This is a genomic window from Comamonas granuli NBRC 101663 (assembly GCF_000739995.1).
Taxonomy (GTDB): domain Bacteria; phylum Pseudomonadota; class Gammaproteobacteria; order Burkholderiales; family Burkholderiaceae_C; genus Simplicispira; species Simplicispira granuli.
In genome coordinates, this window is sequence record NZ_BBJX01000005.1 from 83,318 (window position 1) to 107,248 (window position 23,931).

Here is a 23,931-nt window from a genome sequence, read left to right on the forward strand (position 1 = left end):
CTTGCAGAAGGTCAAGGTTTGCCGGTGGCGTCCCTCAGGGCCTTCATAGGGTCTTCCTCGCCCGCCGGCGTGCTGTCCGTGTTCGTGCTGGGGGCCTCATCGGGGGTGGATGCTGCACCGTCTTGTGGAGACGGCTCCCCGAGCGCATCGTCGCTGTGGCCTGGTTCCATGTCGCCGCCCTGGTCCAACTGCTCCAGCATTTGCTCGCCAACGGCCTTCATGTCCACATTCACTTGTTTGTCCAGGTTGCTGGTGACCAGGCTGGGGAAGGCAATCAGAATGGCGACCATGGTCAGTTGCAGGATCAGGAAGGGAATCGCGCCCTTGTAGATCTGCATCGTCGTCACCGGGGCCATGGTCTTGCCCGTCACGTGGTCAACGTAGGGTTTCTCGGGCGCGACCGAGCGCAGGTAAAACAGCGCAAAGCCAAACGGCGGGTGCATGAACGAGGTTTGCATGTTTACTGCCAGCAGCACGCCGAACCAGACGAGATCGATGCCCATCTTGTCGGCAATGGGTGCGAGCACCGGAACGACGATGAAGGACAGCTCGAAAAAGTCCAGGAAGAACGCCAGCACGAAGATCATGACGTTCACAAAGATCAGGAAACCCAACTGACCGCCGGGCAGCTTGGAAAGCAGGTGTTCGACCCAGACCGGGCCATCCGCTGCCTGGAACACCATGCTGAAGATGGTCGCGCCCACGAGGATGAACATCACGAAGGATGACAGCTTGGTGGTGGTGTTGAGTGCCTGCTTGAGCAATTGCAGGTTGATGCGCCCGCGCATCGCGGCCATCACCAGCGCGCCCATGGCACCCATGGCGCCACCCTCGGTCGGCGTGGCGACACCCAGGAAAATGGTGCCCAGCACGAGGAAGATCAGCAGCAGCGGGGGGATCAGCACAAACGTGACCCGCTCGGCCAGCTTGGACAGCAGGCCCAGGTTCGTGACCCGGTTGACGACGGCGATGAGCCAGGCGAGAAAGCTGCCGCCGCACATGGCGACGACGATTTTTTCATCGGTGGGCACAAATTCCACCAACTCGTTCTTCCACCAGGAATGCACGGCCTCCATGTGCTCTGCCAGGAACACGGCCACCAGCGTGGACAGGGCCACGAGCACGGCCAGCGAGGTGTAGCCCGAGTGGCCGTTGGCTTCGCGGAAGGTGCGTGCCTCTGGCGGCAGTGCAGGCACTGCCTTGGGCTTGAAAATGGCCAGAGCGACGATCCACAGGATGTAGAGCCCCATGAGGGCAAAGCCGGGGATGAACGCACCCTTGTACATGTCGCCCACGCTCTTGCCCATTTGATCGGCGAGCACAATCAGCACCAGCGACGGTGGGATGATTTGCGCCAGCGTGCCTGAGGCGGCGATCACGCCGCTGGAGAGGCTGCGGTCATAGCCGTAGCGCAGCATGATGGGCATGGAGATCAGGCCCATGGAGATCACGGAGGCAGCGACGACGCCGGTGGTGGCGGCGAGCATGGCCCCCACCAGTACCACGGCCAGCGCCAGGCCGCCGCGCAGCGGACCGAACACCTGACCGACCGTTTCCAGCAGATCCTCGGCCATGCCGCTGCGTTCGAGGATCAACCCCATCAGCGTGAAGAAGGGCACGGCCAGCAGGGTTTCGTTGGCCATGATGCCAATCAAGCGCTGGGGCAGCCACGAGAATATCGACGTGGTAAAGACGCCCAGTTCGATGCCCAGCAGGCCGAAGAACAAGCCCGCAGCCCCCAGACTGAAGGCCACGGGAAAGCCTAGGATCAGAAAGCAGATCAGCCCGGCGAACATCACCGGGGCAAAGTTGGCAGCAATGAATTCCATGGTGAACAAGCTCCGCGTGCGTGTCAGTGGGCCTGGCCGGTCGCGGCCTGCTGCTGGCGCAGCGCTTCGACGAGTTCCTCTTCGGCGCTCTTGTCATTGAGCTTCACCGTCGGATCGGGCCCCTGGCCCGTGAGAAAGGCGATGCACTTGATGAGCTCGGACCAGCCCTGCAGCATGAGCAGGGCAAAGCCTGCCGGCAGCGCCACCCAGACCGGCCAGCGGATCAGGCCTCCGGGGTTGGGTGACATTTCGCCCGAGGCGTAGCGCTCGGCCACGATGGGCCCGCACAGCCAAAGAATGACGATGCACACCGGGGTGAGAAAGAACACGATGCCCAGGATCTCGATCCAGATCTGCACTTTCTTGGGCAGGCGGCTGTTGAGCACGTCGATGCGCACATGCTCACGGTGGAGCAGCGTGTAGCCAGCGGCGATCAGGAACGACCAGGCAAACAAATACCACTGCACCTCGAGAAAGCCGTTGGAGCTGGTGTCGAACACCTTGCGCACCACCGCGTTTGCCGCGCTGATGAAGGTGGCCGCAAAAATCAGCCAGATGCAATATTTGCCCACGAAGGTATTGAGCCTGTCGATGGCACGGGACAGTGAGAGTAAAGCCTGCATGGTGTCTCCAGAAAAGCAGCCGAAGCACACCACAGCGCATGCCCGGGTGGGGCATGCGCTGTGGTGCATTTTTTGGACATGCGCATTCTACGGAGTCCCGTGCGCCCGCGTTGCACTAAGGCCTAATGCCTGGGGGGCGAAAATGCACGGTTGAACGGGGTTCAATTGCTCTTGTTTGCATAGCGGTGCAACAAGTTCGCGGCCCGTGCGGCTCGGTCGGTCTGCGGCGGCCTGCAGGTTCCGTGCGTGCAGGGCGAGGTAGAATGGCCGGGTCATCCACACACCAGGGCGAGAAAGGCAAGATCGGTTATGACACCGCGAACTACGACCACCCAGTCCGCCGGCCGCTGAGGCCGGGTGTTCGCGCCTGCACGAGACCGTTTTCCTCTCCCCCTCGAAAAGCGCGGACCGTGTTCCGCGCTTTTTGCTTTATGGCCGAGGCGCGCATTGCAGTACCTCTCCAGAATTGACAAGGATTTGCTCACCATGATTCAGATTACGCTCCCCGACGGCGCGCAGCGCAGCTATCCCGGCCCGGTCACGGTGGCCGAGGTGGCCGCCTCCATCGGCTCTGGTCTGGCCAAGGCCGCGCTGGCGGGCAAGGTCGACGGCAAGGTGGTGGACACGAGCTACCAGATCACGCAGGACAGCGCGCTGGCCATCGTGACTGCCAAGGACGCCGAGGGCCTGGAGGTCATCCGCCATTCCACGGCCCACCTGTTGGCCTATGCGGTCAAGGAGCTGTTCCCCGACGCGCAGGTCACCATCGGCCCGGTGATCGAGAACGGCTTCTACTACGACTTTGCCTACAAGCGCCCCTTCACTCCCGAAGATCTGGTGGCGATCGAGAAGCGCATGACCGAGCTCGCCGCCAAGGACGAGCCCGTGGTGCGTCGCGTGCTGCCGCGCGACGAGGCGGTGCAGTATTTCAAGAGCCTGGGTGAGCACTACAAGGCCGAAATCATCGCCAGCATCCCGAGCAACGAGGACGTGAGCCTGTACCGCGAAGGCGGCTTCGAGGACCTGTGCCGCGGCCCGCACGTGCCCAGCACGGGCAAGCTCAAGTTCTTCAAGCTCATGAAGGTGGCCGGCGCCTACTGGCGCGGCGACCACCGCAACGAGATGCTGCAGCGCGTCTACGGCACGGCCTGGGCCACGAAGGACGAACTGCAGCAGTACCTCACGATGCTGGAGGAGGCCGAGAAGCGCGACCACCGCAAACTCGGCCGCGAGCTCGACCTGTTCCACATCGACGAGCATTCGCCCGGCACCGTGTTCTGGCATCCCAAGGGCTGGACGCTGTGGCAGGAGGTGGAGCAGTACATGCGCCGCGTGTACCGCGACAACGGCTACCAGGAGGTCAAGGGCCCGCAGATCCTGGACAAGACGCTGTGGGAAAAGACGGGGCACTGGGACAAGTACCGTGACAACATGTTCACGACGGAGAGCGAGAAGCGCGACTACGCCTTGAAGCCCATGAACTGTCCGGGCCACATCCTGATCTTCAAGCAGGGCATCAAGAGCTACCGCGATCTGCCGCTGCGCTACGGCGAGTTCGGCCAGTGCCACCGCAACGAGCCCACGGGCGGCCTGCACGGCATCATGCGCGTGCGCGGCTTCACGCAGGACGACGGCCACATCTTCTGCACGGAAGACCACATCCTCTCCGAGTGCACGGCCTACACCGCCCTGCTGCAGAAGGTGTACAAGGACTTCGGCTTCACGGACATCATCTACAAGGTGGCCACGCGCCCCGAGGCGCGCATCGGCTCGGACGAAAGCTGGGACAAGGCCGAGCAGGCGCTCATGCACAGCCTACAGGCCTCGGGCTGCGCGTTCGAGATCGCGCCCGGCGATGGCGCCTTCTACGGCCCCAAGATCGAGTACACGCTCAAGGACGCGATCGGCCGCCAGTGGCAGTGCGGCACCATGCAGGTGGACTTCTCCATGCCCGAGCGCCTGGACGCCGAGTACGTGGGCGAGGACGGTGCGCGCCACCGGCCTGTGATGCTGCACCGCGCCATCGTCGGCAGCCTGGAGCGCTTCATCGGCATCCTGATTGAGCAGCATGCTGGCGCCTTGCCGGTGTGGCTGGCGCCGGTGCAGGTGGCGGTGCTCAATATCACCGACGCGCAGGCGGACTACTGTCGCGAAATTGCCGAAAAAATCGCCCAGGCCATGCCCCAGCATCCGCTGCGCGTGGCGCTGGATCTGCGTAACGAAAAGATAACGTATAAAATACGCGAGCATTCCATGCAGAAACTGCCCTATATTCTCGTCGCCGGCGACAAGGAAAGGGCGTCTGGAGCCGTCGCAGTGCGTGCCCGGGGCAACAAGGACTTGGGCGTCATGCCGGTCGATGCGTTCATCGACCTGATCGTCCAGGCCGTTGCATCCAAAGCCTGATCGCGGATGTGTGCCTGCAAGCCCCGGCCTGCAGGCAGCGTGCCGTGGGTACTGCGTGTTGTCGTTTTTGACCAAGGGTGAGAGCCATAGCTACTGAATTTCGTGACCGTCGTCAGCGCGAGGAGCGCAAGCACCGTCTCAATCGTGAGATTACCGCGCCCGAGGTGCGCCTGTCCGGGCCGAACAACGAACCCATCGGTGTCGTGAGCCTGATGGAGGCGCTGCGCATGGCCGGCGAGCTCGACGTCGATCTGGTCGAGATCGCTGCCACGGCCAACCCGCCCGTCTGCCGCCTGATGGACTACGGAAAGTTCAAGTACCAGGAGCAGAAGAAGGCTGCCGAGGCCAAGGCCAAGCAGACGGTCATCGAGATCAAGGAAGTCAAGTTCCGTCCCGGGACCGACGATGGCGACTACAACATCAAGTTGCGCAACATCCGGCGGTTCCTCGCCGATGGCGACAAGTGCAAGATCACCCTGCGTTTTCGCGGCCGCGAGATCACGCACCAGGACCTCGGCCTGGCGCTGCTCAACCGCCTCCGGGACGACCTGGCCGACACCATTCTGGTGGAGCAGTTTCCCAAGCTCGAAGGCCGCCAGATGATCATGATGATCGCTCCGGCGCGCAAGAAGGCCGGCAAGGCCGCCTCCGAAGCCACGGGCGCCGAGCAGGCCGGCTGAACGGAAACAGCGCAAGCATCTGGCCGCCGCGGCGCATGCCGGGGCAGCCGGTGGCAGGAGTGCATGGCATTCCTGCCCGGGCAGGCGAAAGCCTGCCGTTAAAAGTGGCTCGGGGCCGACAAGTTTGCAAGCTGGTTTGCAAACGCCTCGCGAGCACAAACAAAGAGGAGCATTCCAATGCCCAAAATGAAAACCAAGAGCAGCGCCAAAAAGCGCTTCCGCGTTCGTCCGGGTGGTACCGTCAAGCGCGCCCAGGCCTTCAAGCGTCACATCCTGACCAAGAAGACCACCAAGAACAAGCGCCACCTGCGCGGTGCAGTGAATGTGCATGAGACCAACATGGGTCACATCGCACAGATGCTGCCCTTTGCCGGCCTGTAATCAACTGACGAACAAGGAGTACACACATGCCTCGCGTCAAACGTGGTGTTACGGCTCATGCCCGTCACAAGAAGGTTCTGGCTCTGGCCAAGGGTTTCCGCGGCCGCCGCGGCAATGTCTTCCGCATCGCCAAGCAGGCGGTGATGAAGGCCGGGCAGTACGCCTACCGTGACCGCCGCAACAAGAAGCGCGTGTTCCGCCGCCTCTGGATCGCCCGTATCAACGCCGGTGTGCGCGAGCTGGGCCTGACCTACAGCCAGTTCGCCAACGGCCTGAAGAAGGCTGCCATCGAGATCGACCGCAAGATGCTGGCCGACCTCGCCGTGCACGACAAGGCTGCCTTCGGCAGCATCGTGGATCAGGTCAAGGCCAAGCTGGCTGCCTGAGTTCCCGGCGGGCTACTATCTTTTTGATAGCTACCTACGCACCAACAACAAGGGCCAGGGCTTGAAAAGGCACTGGCCCTTGTTTCTTTTTGAAGAATGCATATGAACGAGTTGGACCCGCTGGTCGAAAGTGCGCGCCAGGCCTTCGCTCACAGCGCGACGCCCGCCGACCTGGAAAACGCCAAGGCCCAGTTCCTGGGCAAGGCCGGTCGCATCACCGAGCTCATGAAGGGCATGGCCCAGCTCTCGGTGGAGGAGAAGAAATCGCGCGGCGCGGCCATCAATCTGGCCAAGCAGGCCATCGAAGGGCTGCTGACCGAGCGGCGCCAGCAACTGGCCGATGCGCAATTGCAGGAGCAGCTCAAGGCCGAGGCGCTGGACGTGAGCCTGCCCGGGCGCCGGCGCGGGCAGGGCGGGCTGCACCCGGTCTCGCGCACGCTCGAGCGCATCCAGGGCATCTTCGGCTCCATGGGCTTCGACGTGGCCGAGGGCCCCGAGATCGAGTCCGACTGGTTCAACTTCACCGCGCTCAATACGCCCGAGGACCATCCCGCGCGCTCCATGCATGACACCTTCTACATCGAAGGTGGCACGCCGGACGCGCCCCACCTGCTGCGCACGCACACCAGCCCGGTGCAGGTGCGCCATGCGGTGCAGCACGTCAAGCGCCACCGCGCGCTGCTCGATGCCGGCCAGAGCATGCCCGAGATCCGCGTCATCGTGCCCGGCCGCACCTACCGCGTCGATTCGGACGCCACGCATTCGCCCATGTTCCACCAGTGCGAGGGCCTGTGGATCGGCGAGAACGTGAGCTTCAAGGACCTGAAGGTCGTCTTCACCGCCTTCTGCCGCACCTTCTTCGAGAGCGAGGACCTGGTGCTGCGCTTCCGGCCCAGCTTCTTCCCCTTCACCGAACCCAGCGCCGAGATCGACATCCAGTTCCAGGACGGGCCGCTGGCCGGGCGCTGGCTGGAGGTGGCCGGCTCTGGCCAGGTGCACCCCAACGTGGTGCGCAACATGGGCCTGGACCCCGAGCGCTACATCGGCTTTGCCTTCGGCATGGGGCTGGACCGTTTCACCATGCTGCGCTATGGCGTGAACGATCTGCGCCTGTTCTTCGACGGCGACATCCGTTTCCTGTCGCAGTTCCAGTAATGCAAAAAAGTGAGCTGCCAGCGCTTGATTTCATTGATTTTCAATATGTTTTCATATTGAATCGACCACATAGCAATCGCTACCAGCTCCTGATTTCATAGCGTACCGAGGGCCTGACGCCTCAAAGAGTCTGACCATGCAATTTCCCGAATCCTGGTTGCGCGAGTTCTGCAACCCGCCGCTGTCCACCGCCCAACTGGCCGAGACCCTGACCATGGCCGGCCTTGAAGTCGAGGAGCTGCGCCCCGTGGCGCCGCCGTTCACGCGCGTGGTCGTGGGCGAGATCAAGGACGCCCAGCAGCACCCCAACGCCGACCGCCTGCGTGTGTGCCAGGTGGACGTGGGCCAGGGCGCGCTGCTCAACATCGTCTGCGGCGCACCCAACGCCCGCGTGGGCATCCGCGTGCCCTGCGCCCTGGTGGGCGCCGAACTGCCGCCCGGCGAGGACGGCAAGCCCTTCCTGATCAAGGTCGGCAAGCTGCGCGGCGTGGAAAGCCAGGGCATGCTGTGCTCGGCGCGCGAGCTCCAGCTCTCGGAGGACCACGGTGGCCTGCTGGAGCTGCCGCTGGACGCCCCGCTGGGCCAGGACATCCGCCAGTACCTGAACCTCGACGACACCCTGTTCACGCTCAAGCTCACGCCCAATCTGGCGCATTGCCTGAGCGTCTACGGCGTGGCGCGCGAGGTCGCCGCCCTGACCGGCGCGCCGCTGAAGGCGCCCACCTTCCCCGCGGTGGCCGTGGCGCTGGACGACACGCTGCCCGTCAAGGTCAGCGCGCCCGACCTGTGCGGGCGCTTCTCCGGCCGCATCGTGCGCAACGTCAACACCCAGGCCCAGACGCCGCAGTGGATGGTCGACCGCCTGGCGCGCTGCGGCCAGCGCAGCGTGACCGCGCTGGTGGACATCTCCAACTACGTGATGTTCGAGCTGGGTCGCCCCTCGCACATCTTCGACCTCGACAAGATCCATGGCGGCCTGGATGTGCGCTGGGGCCGTGCGGGCGAGCAGCTCAAGCTGCTCAACGGCAACACCGTCGAAGTCGACGAGAAGGTCGGCGTGATCGCCGACGAGCAGCAGGTCGAGTCGCTTGCCGGCATCATGGGCGGCGACGCCACGGCCGTGTCCGACGACACGCGCCACATCTACGTCGAGGCCGCCTTCTGGTGGCCCAAGGCGATCGCCGGCCGCTCGCGCCGCTACAACTTCTCCACCGACGCGGGCCACCGCTTCGAGCGCGGCGTGGACCCGCAGCTCACCGTGGAGCACATCGAGCGCATCACCCAGCTCGTGCTGGAGATCTGCGGCACGGACGCGACGCAGTGCGGCCCCATCACCGACCAGCAGGTGCGCATGCCCGAGGCGCGCCCCGTGACCCTGCGCGTGGCGCGTGCCGCCAAGGTCATCGGCATGCCCCTGACCCAGGCGCAATGCGCCGACGCCCTCACGGGCCTGGGCCTGGCGGTCACGCAGGGCGAGGGCACGGTCACCGTCACGCCGCCGTCCTACCGCTTCGACCTCGCCATCGAGGAAGACCTGATCGAGGAAGTCGCGCGCATGGTGGGCTACAACCAGTTGCCCACCACGGCGCCGCTGGCGCCCATCACGCCCAAGCTGCGCGCCGAGAGTCGCCGCAGCCCCTTCGACGTGCGCCACCAGCTCGCCGCACAGGGCTACCAGGAAACCATCAACTTCAGCTTCGTCGAGGAGCGCTGGGAGCACGAGCTGGCGGGCAACGCCCAGCCCATTCGCCTGCTCAACCCCATTGCCAGCCAGATGAGCGTGATGCGCTCCTCGCTGCTGGGCTCGCTCCTGCAGGTGCTCAAGTTCAACCTGGACCGCCGCGCCGAGCGCGTGCGCGTGTTCGAGCTCGGTCGGGTGTTCCTGCGCGACGCCGCCGTGCCCGACTCCGACAGCACCGTGCAGGGCTACCACCAGCCCATGCGCGTGGCCGCGCTGGCCTACGGCCCGTGTGATGCCCTGCAGTGGGGCAGCAAGGAGCGCGCCGTCGACTTCTATGACGCCAAGGGCGACGTCGAGGCGCTGCTCGCGCCCGTGCAGGCGCAGTTCGAGGCCGCCGAGCACCCTGCCATGCACCCCGGGCGCTGCGCGCGCGTGCGTGTGGGCGGCCAGGTCATCGGCCATGTGGGCGAGCTGCACCCGCGCTGGTGCCAGTCCTGGGAGCTGCCGCGTCCGCCCGTGCTGTTCGAGCTCGAACTCGACGCCGTGCTCGAGCGCGCGGTGCCGCGCCTGGTCCCCGTGCCGCGCCACCAGACCGTGGAGCGCGATCTGGCCGTCGTCGTGGCCGAGAGTGTCAGCCATGCCGCTATGATGGCGGCCATCGAGGCGGCGCTGCCCGCGCAATTGCTGCGTGGCGCCGTGCTGTTCGACGTATACCGCGCGCCCCAGGGCAAGGGGGCGCAGGCGGGTACGGCGGGGCTGGAGCCGGGCGAGAAAAGCCTGGCCGTGCGCTTGACGCTGGGCGGCCATGCGACGCTCACGGACGCGCAAATCGATGCGGCCGTGCAGGCCGTGCTGGCCCAACTCCAGGCCCAGGTGGGAGCAAGGTTGCGTGCGTGATGCTGGAACGGAGCGACGAGGTGATCGAGTTTGCAGTGGATAGCCTGGAGACCCCGGCCCTGACCAAGGCGCAACTGGCCGATTTGCTGTTCGAGCACATCGGCCTGAACAAGCGCGAGTCCAAGGACATGATCGATGCCTTCTTCGATCTGATTGCGCAAAGCCTGATCGAGGGCCGGGACGTCAAGCTCTCGGGCTTCGGCAACTTCCAGATCCGGACCAAGGCGCCCCGTCCCGGGCGCAACCCGCGCACGGGCGAGGCCATTCCCATCGGCGCGCGCCGGGTCGTGACTTTCCACGCCAGCAGCAAGCTCAAAGAGCAGATCCAGGACGCGCACGGCTGAGCCGGGCGCGGCGGCCGCGCCCCAGGGCCATGCTGTGGCGCAACTGCTGCAGCGTACTGGCGCTGGCGGTCCGTCTGCAGTACCCTTGGCGGTTCCCCGCTGATCATTCGTTCGCGCCCGCCTCACACCCGCACCATCGACCATGGGTACCGTGCTCCCCCCCATTCCGGCCAAGCGCTACTTCACCATCGGCGAGGTGGCCGAGCTGTGTGGCGTCAAGCCCCACGTGCTGCGCTATTGGGAGCAGGAATTCACGCAACTGCGGCCCATGAAGCGGCGCGGCAACCGGCGCTACTACCAGCACCACGAGGTGCTCATGATCCGCCGCATCCGCGACCTGCTCTACGACCAGGGGTTCACCATCAGCGGTGCGCGCAACAAGCTGCAGGAGCTGGCGCACGCCACACGTGCCGTGCCGGGCGCGGCGCCGGACATGCCAGAAGGCGCGGTGCTCGAGCCTGTGGCTGAGCCCGCGGCGGCTGTGGCCGCGCTGGGCCGTGGCGACATGGATGCTGTGCGCCAGGAATTGTTGGAAATTCGTGCACTGCTTTCTTTCGAGGCCTGATTTTCGATATATAATTTAAGTCTTGTCGGCGTGTAGCGCAGCCTGGTAGCGCACTTGCATGGGGTGCAAGGGGTCGCGAGTTCGAATCCCGCCACGCCGACCATTTTTTACCGAGACAACGGGTTACAGTAGGAATGCTGTAACCCGTTTTCTTTTGCCCTGTGCGGCCTGCTTGCCGGCGCCGGGGGAGATTGTTCGGAGTCTTTCATGGACAAGCATTACCTGAACCCCTTGTTCACGCCGGAGACCGTGGTGGTATTCGCCGGCCGGCTCGACGACGAGGAGCGCCCCGCGCAGGCACAGGTCCTGTCCGAGGCCTTGCGCGCGCAGCGCTATGCCGGGCGCATGGTGTTCCTCGACATCCATACCACGGGCACGCTGGCCGATCTGGCGCAAAGCCGCGCGGACCTGGCCATCATCGCGCTGCCGCCCGCTGAAATCGGTGCCGCCCTGGAGCTGGCCGGCCGCATGGGCTGCCACGCCGCCATGGTCATCTCCAGCGGTATCGGCGCAGAGCAGGCGGCGCAGCTGCGCACCATTGCCGAGCGCGAGGACATGTTCCTCCTGGGCCCCAATGGCATGGGCATGCAGCGCCCGGCGCTGCAGCTCAACGCCAGCATCGCCGGGCCCCTGGCGCGGCCGGGGCCGCTGGCGCTGGTGTCGCAGTCCGGGGCGCTCACGGCGTCCATTCTGGATTGGGCGCGCAACAACGCCGTGGGTTTTTCCTCCGTGGTCTCGCTGGGCCCGCATTCCGGCCTGGACATCGCGCAGGTACTCGACTTCCTGGCCACCGACCCGCAGACGCACAGCATCGTGATGTACCTGGAAGGCATCACGGATGCGCGCCGCTTCATGAGCGCCTTGCGCTCGGCCGCCAGTGCCAAGCCCGTGGTCGTGCTCAAGGCCGGGCGCAAGCCGGCCGGCAACGAGGCGGCGCAGACGCACAGCGCGGCCATCGTCGGCAGCGACGACGTGTTCGACTCCGCCCTGCGCCGTGCCGGCGCCGTGCGCGTGCGCTCCTTCGTGGCGCTGTTCTCGGCGGCCAAGTGCCTGGCCTCGCGCTACCGGCCCGTGGGCAAGCGCCTGGCCATCGTGACCAACGGGGGCGGGCCGGGCGTGCTGGCGGCCGACTGGGTCAACGAGATCTTTCTCGACCTGGGCCGCCTGTCGCCCGAATCCGTGGCCGCCCTCAGGCCGCAGTTGCCGGCGCTGGCCTCGCTCACGGACCTGATCGACCTGTCCGAGGATGCCGCCCCCGAGCATTACCGCCTGGCCATCGAGGCGGCGGCGCGTGATCGGCAGATCGACGGCGTGCTGGTCATCCATTCGCCCAAGCATGGCGTGGACCCGACGGAGGTGGCGCAGGCCGTGGTGCAGGCCAAGCGCCAGTTGCACAAGCCGCTGCTGTCGTGCTGGATGGGCGACGCCACGGTCGTGCCGGCGCGCGGCGTGCTGCTGGAGGCCTCGATTCCGAATTTCCGCACGCCCGAGGCAGCCGTGGGCGCCTTTGGCAACATCGCGTCCTTCCACCAGAACCAGCAGTTGCTGCAGCAGACGCCGCCGCCGCTGTCGGCCCTGGCGCGGCCGGACATCGAGGGCGCGCGCCTGCTCATCGAAAGCGTGCTGGCCGAGCGGCGCAAGGTGCTCACCGAGATGGAGTCCAAGACCCTGCTGGCGGCCTTCCACATTCCGGTGACGCGCACCATCCTCGCGCGCTCGGCGCAGGAGGCGATGATGATTGCCACGCAGATGGGCTTTCCCGTGGCGCTGAAGATCGATTCGCCCGACATCCTGCACAAGTCCGACGTGCAGGGCGTGGCCTTGAACGTGATGAACGGTGCCGCCGCGCGCGACACCTACACCGACATGGTGCAGCGCGTGGCGCGCCTCAAGCCCGAGGCGCGCATCAACGGCGTGACGGTGCAGAACATGGCGCCCACGCGCCGCGGCCGCGAGGTCTGCGTGGGCCTGGTCACGGACGACCCGTTCGGCCCCGTGATCTCGTTCGGCGCCGGGGGCACGATGATCGAGCTCATCAACGACCGCGCGATGGAGCTGCCGCCGCTCAACCAATTCCTCGCACGCAACCTGATCCAGCGCGCGCGTGTGGCCGAGACCCTGGGCGAGTGGCGCGGTGCGCGCGCCGTGCACCTGGAGGCGCTGGAGCAGATCCTGCTGCGCGTCTCCGAGATGGTGTGCGAGCTGCCGCAGTTGCGCGAGATGGACATCAACCCCATCATCGTCGACGAGAACGGCGCCGTGGCGGTCGATGCGCGCATCCTCGTGGACCACGCGCCGCAACTGGCGGGCAGCGGCTCGGGCCGGTATGGGCACCTGGCCATCCTGCCGTACCCGGCGCGCTTCGAGCAGGTCTGGCCGCTGCGCGGCGGCGGCGAATACACCGTCCGCCCCGTGCGCCCGGACGATGCGCAAATGCTCCAGGACCTGGTGCAGGGCCTCTCGCCCGAGAGCCGCTACTTCCGCTTCGTCTCCACCATGGCCAAGCTGCCGCCCGCCATGCTGGCGCGCTTCACGCTCATCGACTACGACCGCGAGATGGCCCTGGTGGCGGTGGTCAAGGACCGCAAGATCCTGGATGACGGCAGCATCCAGGAGACCGAGCGCATCGTGGGCGTCTCGCGCTACGTGACCAATCCGGACCTCGTCAGTTGCGAGTTCGCCCTGGTGGTGGCCGACGACTTCGCGGGCAAGGGCATGGGCTCGCGCCTCATGCTCAGCATCATGGACGTGGCGCGCGAGAAGGGCCTCTCGACCATCGAGGGTCTGGTGCTCGCGAACAACCCGGACATGCTCAAGCTGATGCGCAACCTGGGCTTTTCCATCAAGCCCTACCCGGAGGATCCGGAGTTCAAGCTGGTGGCGCACACGCTGTGAGCGCGCCCCGGCGCCTGCCCACTGCGGGCGCCGAAGCGGTCCACCGGCAGGTCAGTGCTGCGGCAGCTTGATGGGCTGCCAGCCGGTGTGCTCGAAGTACTTGCCGTAGGCGTTGGCCGCCTGGGCCACCTGGACCACACCGGCGGCGCGCTTCTTCGCGCCCTGCTTGCCCTGGGCGGCCTCGATGCCGCCCATCAGGTCGGCGACGATGATGTGGAGCTGGGCATCGGCCGCGGCGTCGAGCTTGCAGTTGTCCACCATGTAGGTGACCTGGTCCGAGACCTCCTTGCCGAAGGCGTCGTAGTCGGCGGCCGTGGCCTTGCCGGAGTGGGCCGCAGGCAGGGTCTGCGACACCGCCTTGTGGATCTGGCCCATGGCCTGGCGCAGTGCCTGGTCGGTGCCCCATTTCTTGCCCGCGTTGAGTTCGAGCTTGTGCGGGGCGGCATTGCCGTGGTCATGGGCGTCGGCAGCGGCCAGTGCGGCCAGCGGGGAGGCCAGGGACAGGGCCAGCAGCAGGGCGATGGGTGATTTCATGAAAAGACTCCGGTAGGGGTTGAACACGTTTGGGGCCCTCGCAGCGCGGCGGCCTTGCTGTCTTCAACGAACCGGGGGCGGGAATGTTCCTTCTTTTTTTGCTCCGCGCCCGCATGCGGCTCAATCGCGGTGCAGCAGCTCCTCCTCCGTGGCTTCCTGCGCATAGCGGCTCAGCAGCAGGTCCATGAGGCGTTGGCGCTGCTGCGCGTCCAGCACGCTGCGCTCGGCCAGCAACTGTTCGATCACGCGCTGCTGCTGCGCCCCCTGCAGGGCGGCAATGGCGGCCTGTTCGGCATCGATGGCTGCGCGGTCGGGCTGGGCCGCGAAAATATGCCGCACCAGGGCCTCGCGGCGCTGGCGGATGTCCTGCCAGTTGGCCGTCAGGGCGTGCAGAAAGGGCGTTTCCAGCTCCTGCCAGCGGGCGCGCTGTTCGGCGCTCAGCTCCAGGTAGTCCGGCAGATGCAGGGGGGCGGGCTGCGCTGCCGGCTGCGCTGGATTGGGGGGCGCGGCGCGCCACACCAGGGCGGCGACGATGCCCAGGTTCAGCGCCAGCGAGACGGCGAGCAGGTAACGGAGCCAGGGGGTGCGGTTCATGGCATTCCTTTCGGCAGGCGGCAAAGTTCGGCGGCGGCGCACAGGCCGCCCGGCGGTACCGGATCGAAGACCCGCACCATGGCGGCACGCGGGGCGGTGGCGGCGCTGCCGCCCGCCAGCAGCAGGCTGCCGAGCCACACGCCGGAGACCAGCGCCAGGCCAGCGGCCAGACCGGCTGGTATCCAACCGGGCCCGCCCCACAGCGCGGGCCAGGGGCGCTGGCGGCGCCGCGGCGGGCGCTGCAGGCGGCCCTCCAGGCGGGAGGCGAGGTCGAAGCCCAGCGTGGGCGAGGGCAGGGCGTGCAAATCGTGGCGCAGGGCCTGCAAGGCCGTCAGTTGCCGCTGGCAGACGGGACAGCCCTGCAGGTGCTGCTCGAAGCGGGCGTGTTCGCGCGGTGCGAGCGCCTGGTCGATATAGGCGGACAGTTCATCGTGGCGGGGGCAGATCATGGCATTTCCTCCGGTCAGCGCGGCATTTTGTCCAACAGGCTGGCGCGCGCACGGGCGATGCGCGATTTGACGGTGCCCAGGCTGATGTCCAGCACCGTGGCGATGTCCTCGTAGGACAGGTCTTCGATCTCCCGCAGCAGCAGGATTTCGCGGTGCTCGGTGGGCAGCCGGGCCAGGGCCCGCTCCAGGCCCCGCAGGCTTTGCGTGGTCTCCAGCGTTGCATCCGGGCCCGGGCCAGGGTCGGCAAGGCCGTGCTCCTGTTCCTCGTCCAGCGCCACGAACTCGACCCGCTTGCCGCGCCGCAGCCAGTCGAAGGCCTGGTTGCGTGCAATGCGGAACAGCCAGGTCGTGAACTGCGCCTCGGGCTGCCAGCGCGCCAGGGCCTGGTAGGCGCTCAGAAAGGTCTCCTGCGTCAGCTCCAGGGCATCGTCGGGGGAGCGCGTGAGCCGCAGCAGGAACCGGTAGATGCGGTCCTGGTAGCGCGTCACCAGCTCCGAGAACGCGGCCACCTCGCCCTGCCGGGCACGGGCGAGGCACTCGCTGTCATCGAGGTGGCGCAGAAGGGTTCGCATGGCGGTTGCCCATGTCAACGAATGGGGCGCGCCAAAGTTCCATCTTTTTGCGCGCCGCTGAACCGCAAGAATACCGATGGTCTGGCCATGTCTGCTCTCGGGGGCGGGCGCGAGGCGGCGGCGTGCGGGTTTCAGCCCAGGTTGCCGGTGGCAATGCTATGGGCGCGCTGGGCGGCCTCGGCCTGAACCTGCACTGCGCTGCGGCTCACGGCAGACGTTGCGTCAAGCACGGGCCGCGCGTTGTCATTCTGGCGGTGGGGTGCGGCCAGGATGGCTTCCGCGCGCACGGCAGCGCGGTCGCGGTGCGACGCAAAGCCCGCCTCGAAGTCCAGGCCGTAGAGGTTGCCTTGGCGCGCGGCGGAGTGCGCAGGCGCATCGCCAGAGGTGTGGGGAGCAGCCGCGAACGCAGACAGCGGGGCGGCAATGGCAAGGGCGCTCAGAAGAAGACGGAAGGATGGCATGGGAGTTTCCAGAAGTTGCAGGGAGTGGGGTCCGGCATGCGCCGGGCCTTGCTTGCTTCAACGTGGAAAACCCTGAATTGTTCCCGCCATGCCCGCGCCCGGCCTCAACCAATGGTCATCAGGCTGGCATTGCCGCCGGCGGCTGCCGTGTTCACGCTCACCGAGCGCTCGTGCACCAGGCGCTCCAGGGGCACGGTGCTGTCACCCGGGCGCAAGCCGGTCACGCCCACGATGGGGCCGGGGCGTTGCGCCACGGACTGGCACACCGCGCGCAGGGCGTCTGCGCTGCCATGGTGCAGCACGGCGTCGAACCAGACGCTGTCCTGCTGCCAATCGGCGGCCAGCGACACATGCTCCTGCAGCGCGGCGGGCAATGCGTCGCGCAGACCTGCGTGCGCTGCGCTCCACACGGCCTGGCCGCCCGCAGCGAGCACGGCGGCCAGTTGCACCAGCAGGTCGGCGTCCTGGTCGGCCAGGCACAGCACGCGGGCGCGCGCCAGCACGCGATAGGTGTTGCTCTCGCCCGTGGGCCCCGGCAGGGCCAGCGTGGTGCCGCTGGGGGTCTCGCGGCCCAGGCGCTCGCAGGCGGATGCGAGGGCGCCGTCCTGGCGCTGCAGGGCCCAGGTGTGCAGGGCCTGCAGGGCCGGTGGCTGCTCTTGCGCGGCCTGGCCGCCGGCCTGCAGGCGCTGCACCAGCGCCCCGGCGGGGTAGCGCGCGAGCAGGCGCAGCAGGTACATGGGGCCGCCCGCCTTGGGGCCGGTGCCCGAGAGGCCTTCGCCGCCAAAGGGCTGCACGCCCACCACGGCGCCCACCATGTTGCGGTTGACGTAGATGTTGCCTGCGTGGGCCTGCTCCAGCACCTGGGCGATGGTTTCGTCGATGCGCGTGTGCAGGCCCAGGGTCAGGCCGTAGCCGGTGGCGCTGATCTGCTGCATCAGGCGCGGCAGGTCCTTGCGTGCATAGCGCACCACGTGCAGCACGGGACCAAAGACCTCGCGCTGCAGTTCGCCGAGGTGCTCGATCTCGATCAGCGTGGGCGGCACGAAGGTGCCATGCTCCGTGCCTGCCTGCGCCGGGGCCTGGTACACGCGCCGGCCCTGGGCGCGCAGGCGCTCGATGTGGCCGAGGATGCTCTTCTGGGCCTCGGCGTCGATCACCGGGCCCACGTCGGTGCGCAGCGCATCGGGCCGGCCCACGCGCAGCTCGCCCATGGCGCCCTGCAGCATGGCCACGATGCGCTCGGCCGCCTCCTCCTGCACGCACAGCACGCGCAGGGCCGAGCAGCGCTGTCCGGCGCTGTCGAAGGCCGAGGCCACCGCGTCGCCCACCACCTGCTCGGCCAGGGCCGAGGAGTCCACGATCATGGCGTTCTGGCCGCCGGTCTCGGCGATCAGCGTGATGGGCTGGCCGGCAGCGTCCAGCCGCCCGGCCAGCGTGCGCTGCAGAATGTGCGCAACTTCGGTGGAGCCGGTGAACACCACGCCCATGGTGCGCGCATCGGCCACCAGGCGCGCGCCCACGCTCTCGCCCTGGCCGGGCAGCAATTGCACGGCGGCGCGCGGCACACCTGCCTGCCACAGGGTGCGCACGGCCTGGGCGGCGACCAGCGGCGTCTGCTCCGCCGGCTTGGCCAGCACCACGTTGCCCGCGGCCAGGGCGGCGGCCACCTGGCCCATGAAGATGGCGAGCGGGAAGTTCCAGGGGCTGATGCAGACCACCGGCCCCAGCGGGAGGTGGGTGCTGTTGTCGAAATCGCTGCGCGCCTGGGCGGCGTAGTAGCGCAAGAAGTCCACGGCCTCGCGCACCTCGGCCACGGCGTTGGCCGCGGTCTTGCCGGCTTCGCGCATCAGCAGGCCCAGAAGCTGGGGCATCTGCGCCTCCAGCAGGTCGGCGGCGCGCAGCAGGGCCGCGGCACGCTCGGCCGGCGCCGTGGCGGCCCAGTGTGGCGCGGCCTGCGCGGCCCAGGCCAGGGCCTGGTCCACTTCTGCGGGAGTGGCTTCCTGCACCTGGCCCACCAGGTCGCGCTGGTCGGCAGGGTTGCGCACGGGCACGGTGGCGGCGGGTGGCGTGTCCTGGGCCAGCAGGGGGCCGGCGTGCCAGGGGTGGGCGGCGCTTTGCGCCAGTTGCGCGGCCAGTTCGTCCAGCACCTGCTCGCTGGCCAGGTCCAGGCCGCGCGCATTGGCGCGCTCGCTGCCATAGAGCTGCAGGGGCAGGGGGATGCGTGGGTGCGGCAGGCCGGCGCTGCCCTCGGCCTGGGCGGCCTGCAGCACGGCGGCCACGGGGTTTTGCACCAGGTCTTCCAGGGCGATGCTGGGGTCGGCGATGCGGTTGACGAAGGAGGTGTTGGCGCCGTTCTCCAGCAGGCGGCGCACCAGGTAGGCGAGCAGGGTTTCGTGCGTGCCCACGGGGGCGTAGATGCGGCAGGGACGGCCCAGCTTGCCGGCGGCCACGGCGCCCACCACCTGTTCATACAGCGGTTCGCCCATGCCGTGCAGGCACTGGAATTCGTACTGGCCGGCGTAGTAGTTGTGGCCCGCCAGGTGGTAGATGGCGGCCAGCGTGTGCGCGTTGTGCGTGGCGAACTGGGGGTAGATGGCCTCGGGGGCGGCCAGCAGCTTGCGCGCGCAGGCGAGGTAGGACACGTCGGTGTGCACCTTGCGCGTGTACACGGGGTAGTCGGCCAGGCCATCGACCTGGGCGCGCTTGATCTCGCTGTCCCAGTACGCGCCCTTGACCAGGCGCACCATGAGGCGGCGCTGCGTGCGGCGGGCCAGGTCCACGCAGAAGTCGATCACGCAGGGGCAGCGCTTCTGGTAGGCCTGGATGACGAAGCCGATGCCGTTCCAGCCCTGCAGGCTGGGCGCGTGGCACAGGCGTTCGAGCAGGTCCAGCGAGATTTCCAGGCGCTCGGTTTCCTCGGCGTCGATGTTCAGGCCGATGTCGTACTGGCGTGCCAGTTCGGTCAGGCGCAGCACGCGCGGGTAGAGCTCGTCCATCACGCGCTCCCACTGCGCCCGGCTGTAGCGCGGGTGCAGGGCCGAGAGCTTGATGGAGATGCCCGGGCCTTCGTAGATGCCGCGCCCGTTCGAGGCCTGGCCGATGGCGTGGATGGCCTGCTCGTAGGACTGGTAGTAGCGCGCCGCATCCTCGCTGGTGAGGGCAGCCTCGCCCAGCATGTCGTAGGAGTAGCGAAAGCCCTCGGCCTCCATCTTGCGTGCGTTGGCCAGCGCCTCGGCGATGGTCTCGCCCGTGACGAACTGCTCGCCCATCATGCGCATGGCCATGTCCACGCCCTTGCGGATCAGCGGCTCGCCGCCCCTGCCGATGAGGCGCCCCAGCGATGCCGAGAGACTGCCCTCGCTGTGCGTGGCGGTGAGCTTGCCCGTGAGCAGCAGGCCCCAGGTGGCCGCGTTGACGAACAGCGAGGGGCTCTTGCCCAGGTGGTTCTCCCACTGGCCGTTGCTGATCTTGTCGCGGATCAGCGCGTCGCGCGTCGCCGCGTCGGGAATGCGCAGCAGCGCCTCGGCCAGGCACATCAGCGCCACGCCTTCCTGCGAGGACAGGGCGAACTCCTGCAGCAGCCCCTGCACGATGCCGGCGCGACCCGCCGAGGCCTTGCGCTGGCGCAGCGTGCCGGCGATGCGCAGGGCCAGGGCCTGGACGGCCTCGTCCTTGTCCTGCGGCAGGCGGGCCTGCTCCAGCAGCGGCGCCAGGGCCTGGGGCTCGGGGATGCGGCAGGCGGCGGTGATGGCCGCGCGCAGCGGCGTGGCGCTGGCGGCACGGGGGGCAAAGTCGGCAAAGGGCTGTGTCATGGTGCGGCTCTCGTGGAATGGACCTGGTACGGGCATGCGGTGGCGCGATCATGCGGTGAATTCGGATGAATTAATATCCAAAAATTACACGATCAACCGAATAAATGTCTGCATATGTCAGAACAAATAAATGATCTGGATCGTATCGACCGCCGGATTCTGGAAATCCTGCAGGACGACGGCCGCATCTCCAACCTCAAGCTCGCCGACAGCGTGGCGCTCTCGCCCACGGCGGTGCTTGCGCGCGTGCAGCGCCTCACGCGCGAGGGCTACATCGTGGGCTACGAGGCGCGGCTCAATCCGCTCAAGCTCGGCGCCGGCATGCTGGTGTTCGTCGAGGTGCTGCTCGACCGCACCACGCCCAATGTGTTCGAGCAGTTCAAGGCCGCCGTGCAGGTGCGTCCGGAAATCATGGAGTGCCACATGGTGGCGGGCGGCTTCGACTACCTGCTCAAGACGCGCACGGCCGACATGAACGCCTACCGCGAGTTTGCCGGCGCCGTGCTGTGGCAGTTGCCCGGCGTGCGCGAGACGCGCACCTACGCGGTGATGGAGGAGGTCAAGCACAGCACGCGCCTGCCGCTGTGATGCCGCGGCCGCTATCATCGGGCCGTCGCATCCAGCCAAGGAGAGAAACCATGCGTGCATTTCCCGGTGTTGCCGCAGCCCTGCTGTGCGCCCTGGCGGCGCAGCAGGCTGCCGCCAGTTGCTATGTGATCTACGGGGCGGACGGCCAGGTGCTGTACCGCTCGGTCGAACCGCCGGTCGATCTCTCCCTGCCGCTGCACCAGACGCTGCCGCAGGCCGCGCCCGGCGGCAGGCTGGTGTTTACGCTGGACGACCATGGCTGCGAGGCCGAAATCAACCGCCTGGCGACCCGGCGCACCGCGCCTGCTGCGCCGCCTGCACCCGCGCAAAGCCCCGCCAAGGGCTGAGGCCCGGGCCTGAGACAATCAGGGGCATGAGCGAACATTCCAGCCTCCCTCCCGACCTCGACATCCCGCCCGCCAGCGCCCCGGCCCTGCCCGAGGGGCAGTTGCTCGTGCAGGCGCTCAACCTCGACGCCCAGGGCGTGGCGCGCCGCGCCGACGGCAAGGTCGTGTTCATCGACGGGGCGCTGCCCACCGAGCGCGTGAGCGTGCGCGTCGAGCGCCGCAAGAACCAGTGGGAGCAGGCCAGCCTCACCGACATCCACCACGAATCGGCCTTGCGCGTGCACCCGCGCTGCCCGCATTTCGGCCTGCACGCGGGCGCCTGTGGCGGCTGCAAGATGCAGCACCTGGACATGGCCGGCCAGGTGGCCGTCAAGCAGCGCGTGCTCGAAGACAACCTCTGGCACCTGGGCAAGGTGCGCGCCGAGACGCTCTTGCGCCCCATCGAGGGGCCGTCCTGGGGCTACCGCTACCGTGCGCGCCTGTCGGTGCGCCATGTGCTCAAGAAGGGCGTGGTGCTGGTGGGCTTTCACGAGCGCAAGAGCCGCTACATCGGCGACATGCAGGTCTGCCCCATCCTGCCGCCGCACGTGAGCGCCCTGCTGCTGCCGCTGCGTGCGCTCATCGGCAGCCTGCAGGCGCGCGACACCTGCCCGCAGATCGAGCTGGCCTGCGGCGACAGCGTGACCGCCCTGGTGCTGCGCCACCTCGAGCCCCTGAGCGCGCACGACCTGGCGCTGCTGCGCGCCTTTGCCGCCACGCACGGCGTGCAGTGGTGGCTGCAGCCCAAGGGGCCGGACACGGTGCGCCTGCTCGATGAAGGCGGCGCGCCGCTGGCCTACGGCCTGCCCGAGTTCGGCATCACCATGCCGTTCCGGCCCACGGATTTCACCCAGGTCAACCCGCACATCAACCGCGTGCTGGTGGCGCGCGCGCTGCGCCTGCTGGACGTGCAGGCGCACGAGCGCGTGATCGACTGGTTCTGCGGCCTGGGCAATTTCACGCTGCCGCTGGCCACGCAGGCGCGCGCGGTGCTGGGCATCGAGGGCAGCGAGGCGCTGGTCGCGCGTTCACGCGAAAATTATGCGTTCAACAATGCCCAAAGGCCCGCGGGGCAAGCGCTGGCAGCTACTACATTCGTAGCGCGCAACCTGTTTGAGATGACGCCGGAGATGCTGCTCGCCGATGGCGTGGCCGACAAGTGGCTGGTGGACCCGCCGCGCGAGGGCGCCTTCGCGCTTGCCAAGGCCCTGGCCGACATCGAGCAGGCCCGCCGCGGCGCCGAGGGCGCGCCGCCCCTGCCGGCCGGTGCGCAGCACTGGACGCCGCCGCGGCGCATCGTCTACGTGAGCTGCAACCCGGCCACACTGGCGCGCGACGCCGGCCTGCTGGTGCACCAGGCGGGCTACCGCTGCACGGCCGCGGGCATGGTCAACATGTTTCCGCACACCGCGCATGTGGAGAGCATGGCGGTGTTCGAGCGGAAGGCTGTGGCCTAACTCAGGCGCCTTCGTCCTGGGTGCTGTCGCGCTTGTCTGCCGTGGCCGGCCGGGCCGAGGGCGTGACGGTCGAGGGCGTGCCCTCGATCTTGTTCTCGCGCATGTACTGGTCCATGTCCTTCCAGCCCGCGAAGATGGCCGCCTTGTTGGCCTTGGGGTTGAGGGCGTAGCAGTCCTCGGGGCCGCGCAGCGCATGGCGGCAGGCGCCGCCAATGGCCTTGGCCTCCTCCTCGCGCTGCGCAATGCGCGGGTCCGGGCCCAGGCCGGGAATGGACTGGAGCTGGTCGCAGCCCGCCAGGAGCATGGCCAGGGCCAGGGCGAGGGAGAGGCGTGGTGGCATGTCGGAATGGTGTGCAGGCTTGACCTTCATTATCGGCTGCTGCGCGCGCGGATTGAGCCTGCCCGTGCCTGCCCATGAAAAAGGGCCCCTGGCGGGGCCCTGGAGGCAGAGCGCGGGGCGCGGGCTTCAGTCGCTCTCGCCGCCCATGATGCCCAGCAGCGCCAGCAGGCTCTGGAAGACGTTGAACAAGTCCAGGTACAGGGCCAGCGTGGCGCTGATGTAGTTGGTCTCGCCGCCGTCGATGATGCGCTTGAGGTCGTACAGCATGTAGGCGCTGAAGATGGCGATGGCGGCCACCGACAGCGCCACCATGCCGGCCGACGAGCCGACGAACACGTTGATGATGGCGCCCGCCATGAGCACCAGCGCGCCCACGAACAGCCACTGGCCCAGGCCCGAGAGGTCGCGCTTGATCACGCTGGCCAGGCTGGCCATGACGAAGAACACGCCGGCGGTGCCCGCGAAGGCCGTCATCACCAGGTCGGTGCCATTCTTGAAGCCCAGCACCATGGCGATCAGGCGCGAGAGCATGAGCCCCATGAAGAAGGTAAAGCCCAGCAGCACGCCCACACCCGCGGCCGAGTGCTTGGTCTTCTCGATGGCGAACATGAAGCCGAAGGCGCCGCCCAGGAAGACGACCAGCCCCAGGCCGCCGCCCAGCGCGCGCGTGATGCCCGTGGACACGCCCAGCCACGCGCCCAGCACGGTGGGCAGCAGGCTCAGCGCCAGCAGCCAGTAGGTATTGCGCAGCACCTTGTGGCGCTGCTCCTGCGCCAGGCCATAGCCGGCAGAGGGGAGGGTGGTGATACGGTCGTTCATCGTGGCGCTCCTGTAGGGCCTGCACCATGCAGACGCAGGCATTCTAGATGGGGGTGCGCGCCGGCATTGCAATGCCG

At 67.6% G+C, this 23,931-nt stretch carries 22 protein-coding genes and 1 tRNA gene; 13 read left to right on the forward strand and 10 right to left on the reverse strand.

Annotated features, from left to right (window positions below):
• Positions 1-11 precede the first annotated feature (11 nt).
• Positions 12-1,829, reverse strand: coding sequence for a TRAP transporter large permease (locus CGR01S_RS05965; RefSeq protein ID WP_042423778.1), 1,818 nt, complete (start codon positions 1,827-1,829; stop codon positions 12-14).
• A gap of 23 nt (positions 1,830-1,852) precedes the next feature.
• A complete protein-coding gene (locus tag CGR01S_RS05970) occupies positions 1,853-2,452 on the reverse strand; it encodes a TRAP transporter small permease subunit (RefSeq protein ID WP_042423781.1) in 600 nt (199 codons plus the stop codon).
• A 486-nt stretch (positions 2,453-2,938) separates the two neighbouring features.
• On the opposite strand from CGR01S_RS05970, the gene thrS reads away from it, so the two are divergent.
• The 10 genes from thrS (at position 2,939) to CGR01S_RS06020 (ending at position 13,842) form a co-directional block, all read left to right on the forward strand.
• Positions 2,939-4,858, forward strand: a complete 1,920-nt coding sequence (thrS, locus tag CGR01S_RS05975) for a threonine--tRNA ligase (RefSeq protein ID WP_042424592.1) — start codon at positions 2,939-2,941, stop codon at positions 4,856-4,858.
• 77 nt (positions 4,859-4,935) lie between these two features.
• A complete protein-coding gene (infC, locus tag CGR01S_RS05980; protein WP_084690578.1) occupies positions 4,936-5,538 on the forward strand; it encodes a translation initiation factor IF-3 in 603 nt (200 codons plus the stop codon).
• 177 nt (positions 5,539-5,715) lie between these two features.
• Positions 5,716-5,919, forward strand: coding sequence for a 50S ribosomal protein L35 (rpmI, locus tag CGR01S_RS05985; RefSeq protein ID WP_042423784.1), 204 nt, complete (start codon positions 5,716-5,718; stop codon positions 5,917-5,919).
• 26 nt (positions 5,920-5,945) lie between these two features.
• Positions 5,946-6,305 (forward strand): 50S ribosomal protein L20, encoded by a 360-nt coding sequence (rplT, locus tag CGR01S_RS05990; protein ID WP_042423787.1) that lies wholly within the window; start codon positions 5,946-5,948, stop codon positions 6,303-6,305.
• A 102-nt stretch (positions 6,306-6,407) separates the two neighbouring features.
• Positions 6,408-7,460, forward strand: coding sequence for a phenylalanine--tRNA ligase subunit alpha (gene pheS / locus CGR01S_RS05995; protein ID WP_042423791.1), 1,053 nt, complete (start codon positions 6,408-6,410; stop codon positions 7,458-7,460).
• Positions 7,461-7,596: 136 nt separating this feature from the next.
• Positions 7,597-10,038, forward strand: a complete 2,442-nt coding sequence (gene pheT / locus CGR01S_RS06000) for a phenylalanine--tRNA ligase subunit beta (protein ID WP_042423793.1) — start codon at positions 7,597-7,599, stop codon at positions 10,036-10,038.
• Positions 10,038-10,382: an integration host factor subunit alpha gene (locus CGR01S_RS06005; protein WP_042423796.1), complete on the forward strand. Its 345-nt coding sequence runs from the start codon at positions 10,038-10,040 to the stop codon at positions 10,380-10,382. Before pheT ends, CGR01S_RS06005 begins: the two co-directional genes overlap by 1 nt.
• A 142-nt stretch (positions 10,383-10,524) precedes the next feature.
• Positions 10,525-10,947 carry a MerR family transcriptional regulator gene (locus CGR01S_RS06010; protein ID WP_042423799.1) on the forward strand — a complete coding sequence of 141 codons (423 nt, stop codon included), beginning with the start codon at positions 10,525-10,527 and terminating at the stop codon, positions 10,945-10,947.
• A 26-nt stretch (positions 10,948-10,973) separates the two neighbouring features.
• A tRNA-Pro gene (locus CGR01S_RS06015) sits at positions 10,974-11,050 on the forward strand.
• A gap of 104 nt (positions 11,051-11,154) precedes the next feature.
• On the forward strand, positions 11,155-13,842 hold the full coding sequence (locus tag CGR01S_RS06020; RefSeq protein WP_042423802.1) for a bifunctional acetate--CoA ligase family protein/GNAT family N-acetyltransferase: 2,688 nt from the start codon (positions 11,155-11,157) through the stop codon (positions 13,840-13,842).
• 51 nt (positions 13,843-13,893) lie between these two features.
• Here CGR01S_RS06020 and CGR01S_RS06025 read toward each other — a convergent pair whose 3' ends face one another.
• The 6 genes from CGR01S_RS06025 to putA form a co-directional block, all read right to left on the reverse strand.
• The gene (locus CGR01S_RS06025; protein ID WP_042423805.1) at positions 13,894-14,376 is read right to left on the reverse strand and encodes a hypothetical protein; all 483 of its coding nucleotides are present in this window, start codon (positions 14,374-14,376) and stop codon (positions 13,894-13,896) included.
• Between the two features lie 120 nt (positions 14,377-14,496).
• On the reverse strand, positions 14,497-14,970 hold the full coding sequence (locus tag CGR01S_RS06030) for a Spy/CpxP family protein refolding chaperone (RefSeq protein WP_042423808.1): 474 nt from the start codon (positions 14,968-14,970) through the stop codon (positions 14,497-14,499).
• A complete protein-coding gene (locus CGR01S_RS06035; RefSeq protein ID WP_042423813.1) occupies positions 14,967-15,419 on the reverse strand; it encodes an anti-sigma factor family protein in 453 nt (150 codons plus the stop codon). The genes CGR01S_RS06030 and CGR01S_RS06035 overlap by 4 nt, the downstream gene beginning before the upstream one ends.
• Before the next feature lie 14 nt (positions 15,420-15,433).
• On the reverse strand, positions 15,434-15,991 hold the full coding sequence (locus CGR01S_RS06040) for an RNA polymerase sigma factor (protein ID WP_042423816.1): 558 nt from the start codon (positions 15,989-15,991) through the stop codon (positions 15,434-15,436).
• Positions 15,992-16,122: 131 nt separating this feature from the next.
• Positions 16,123-16,452 (reverse strand): hypothetical protein, encoded by a 330-nt coding sequence (locus CGR01S_RS06045; RefSeq protein ID WP_042423818.1) that lies wholly within the window; start codon positions 16,450-16,452, stop codon positions 16,123-16,125.
• 104 nt (positions 16,453-16,556) lie between these two features.
• Positions 16,557-20,264, reverse strand: a complete 3,708-nt coding sequence (gene putA / locus CGR01S_RS06050; protein WP_042423821.1) for a trifunctional transcriptional regulator/proline dehydrogenase/L-glutamate gamma-semialdehyde dehydrogenase — start codon at positions 20,262-20,264, stop codon at positions 16,557-16,559.
• A 114-nt stretch (positions 20,265-20,378) separates the two neighbouring features.
• Here putA and CGR01S_RS06055 point away from each other — a divergent pair, with 114 nt between their 5' ends.
• Genes CGR01S_RS06055 through rlmD form a run of 3 tightly spaced genes read left to right on the forward strand, consistent with a single transcriptional unit; the run spans position 20,379 to position 22,695 of the window.
• Positions 20,379-20,852, forward strand: coding sequence for an Lrp/AsnC ligand binding domain-containing protein (locus CGR01S_RS06055; protein ID WP_042423823.1), 474 nt, complete (start codon positions 20,379-20,381; stop codon positions 20,850-20,852).
• A 50-nt stretch (positions 20,853-20,902) separates the two neighbouring features.
• Positions 20,903-21,199, forward strand: coding sequence for a hypothetical protein (locus CGR01S_RS06060; protein WP_042423825.1), 297 nt, complete (start codon positions 20,903-20,905; stop codon positions 21,197-21,199).
• 26 nt (positions 21,200-21,225) lie between these two features.
• Complete coding sequence (rlmD, locus tag CGR01S_RS06065) at positions 21,226-22,695, forward strand: 23S rRNA (uracil(1939)-C(5))-methyltransferase RlmD (protein ID WP_042423828.1); 1,470 nt, start codon at positions 21,226-21,228, stop codon at positions 22,693-22,695.
• A gap of 1 nt (position 22,696) precedes the next feature.
• On the opposite strand, the gene CGR01S_RS06070 is transcribed toward rlmD, so the two are convergent.
• Together CGR01S_RS06070 and CGR01S_RS06075 are read right to left on the reverse strand one after the other, a co-directional pair.
• Positions 22,697-23,035 (reverse strand): hypothetical protein, encoded by a 339-nt coding sequence (locus CGR01S_RS06070; RefSeq protein ID WP_042424598.1) that lies wholly within the window; start codon positions 23,033-23,035, stop codon positions 22,697-22,699.
• 126 nt (positions 23,036-23,161) lie between these two features.
• Positions 23,162-23,854 (reverse strand): Bax inhibitor-1/YccA family protein, encoded by a 693-nt coding sequence (locus CGR01S_RS06075; RefSeq protein ID WP_042423831.1) that lies wholly within the window; start codon positions 23,852-23,854, stop codon positions 23,162-23,164.
• Positions 23,855-23,931: the final 77 nt, after the last annotated feature.

What these genes read in the sequence shown, in the direction of transcription:
- CGR01S_RS05965 (WP_042423778.1), bottom strand. Translation starts at nt 1,829, where the DNA reads ATGGAATTCATTGCTGCCAACTTTGCCCCGGTGATGTTCGCCGGGCTG.
- CGR01S_RS05970 (WP_042423781.1), bottom strand. Translation starts at nt 2,452, where the DNA reads ATGCAGGCTTTACTCTCACTGTCCCGTGCCATCGACAGGCTCAATACC.
- thrS (WP_042424592.1), top strand. Translation starts at nt 2,939, where the DNA reads ATGATTCAGATTACGCTCCCCGACGGCGCGCAGCGCAGCTATCCCGGC.
- rpmI (WP_042423784.1), top strand. Translation starts at nt 5,716, where the DNA reads ATGCCCAAAATGAAAACCAAGAGCAGCGCCAAAAAGCGCTTCCGCGTT.
- rplT (WP_042423787.1), top strand. Translation starts at nt 5,946, where the DNA reads ATGCCTCGCGTCAAACGTGGTGTTACGGCTCATGCCCGTCACAAGAAG.
- pheS (WP_042423791.1), top strand. Translation starts at nt 6,408, where the DNA reads ATGAACGAGTTGGACCCGCTGGTCGAAAGTGCGCGCCAGGCCTTCGCT.
- pheT (WP_042423793.1), top strand. Translation starts at nt 7,597, where the DNA reads ATGCAATTTCCCGAATCCTGGTTGCGCGAGTTCTGCAACCCGCCGCTG.
- CGR01S_RS06005 (WP_042423796.1), top strand. Translation starts at nt 10,038, where the DNA reads ATGCTGGAACGGAGCGACGAGGTGATCGAGTTTGCAGTGGATAGCCTG.
- CGR01S_RS06010 (WP_042423799.1), top strand. Translation starts at nt 10,525, where the DNA reads ATGGGTACCGTGCTCCCCCCCATTCCGGCCAAGCGCTACTTCACCATC.
- CGR01S_RS06020 (WP_042423802.1), top strand. Translation starts at nt 11,155, where the DNA reads ATGGACAAGCATTACCTGAACCCCTTGTTCACGCCGGAGACCGTGGTG.
- CGR01S_RS06025 (WP_042423805.1), bottom strand. Translation starts at nt 14,376, where the DNA reads ATGAAATCACCCATCGCCCTGCTGCTGGCCCTGTCCCTGGCCTCCCCG.
- CGR01S_RS06030 (WP_042423808.1), bottom strand. Translation starts at nt 14,970, where the DNA reads ATGAACCGCACCCCCTGGCTCCGTTACCTGCTCGCCGTCTCGCTGGCG.
- CGR01S_RS06035 (WP_042423813.1), bottom strand. Translation starts at nt 15,419, where the DNA reads ATGATCTGCCCCCGCCACGATGAACTGTCCGCCTATATCGACCAGGCG.
- CGR01S_RS06040 (WP_042423816.1), bottom strand. Translation starts at nt 15,991, where the DNA reads ATGCGAACCCTTCTGCGCCACCTCGATGACAGCGAGTGCCTCGCCCGT.
- CGR01S_RS06045 (WP_042423818.1), bottom strand. Translation starts at nt 16,452, where the DNA reads ATGCCATCCTTCCGTCTTCTTCTGAGCGCCCTTGCCATTGCCGCCCCG.
- putA (WP_042423821.1), bottom strand. Translation starts at nt 20,264, where the DNA reads ATGACACAGCCCTTTGCCGACTTTGCCCCCCGTGCCGCCAGCGCCACG.
- CGR01S_RS06055 (WP_042423823.1), top strand. Translation starts at nt 20,379, where the DNA reads ATGTCAGAACAAATAAATGATCTGGATCGTATCGACCGCCGGATTCTG.
- CGR01S_RS06060 (WP_042423825.1), top strand. Translation starts at nt 20,903, where the DNA reads ATGCGTGCATTTCCCGGTGTTGCCGCAGCCCTGCTGTGCGCCCTGGCG.
- rlmD (WP_042423828.1), top strand. Translation starts at nt 21,226, where the DNA reads ATGAGCGAACATTCCAGCCTCCCTCCCGACCTCGACATCCCGCCCGCC.
- CGR01S_RS06070 (WP_042424598.1), bottom strand. Translation starts at nt 23,035, where the DNA reads ATGCCACCACGCCTCTCCCTCGCCCTGGCCCTGGCCATGCTCCTGGCG.
- CGR01S_RS06075 (WP_042423831.1), bottom strand. Translation starts at nt 23,854, where the DNA reads ATGAACGACCGTATCACCACCCTCCCCTCTGCCGGCTATGGCCTGGCG.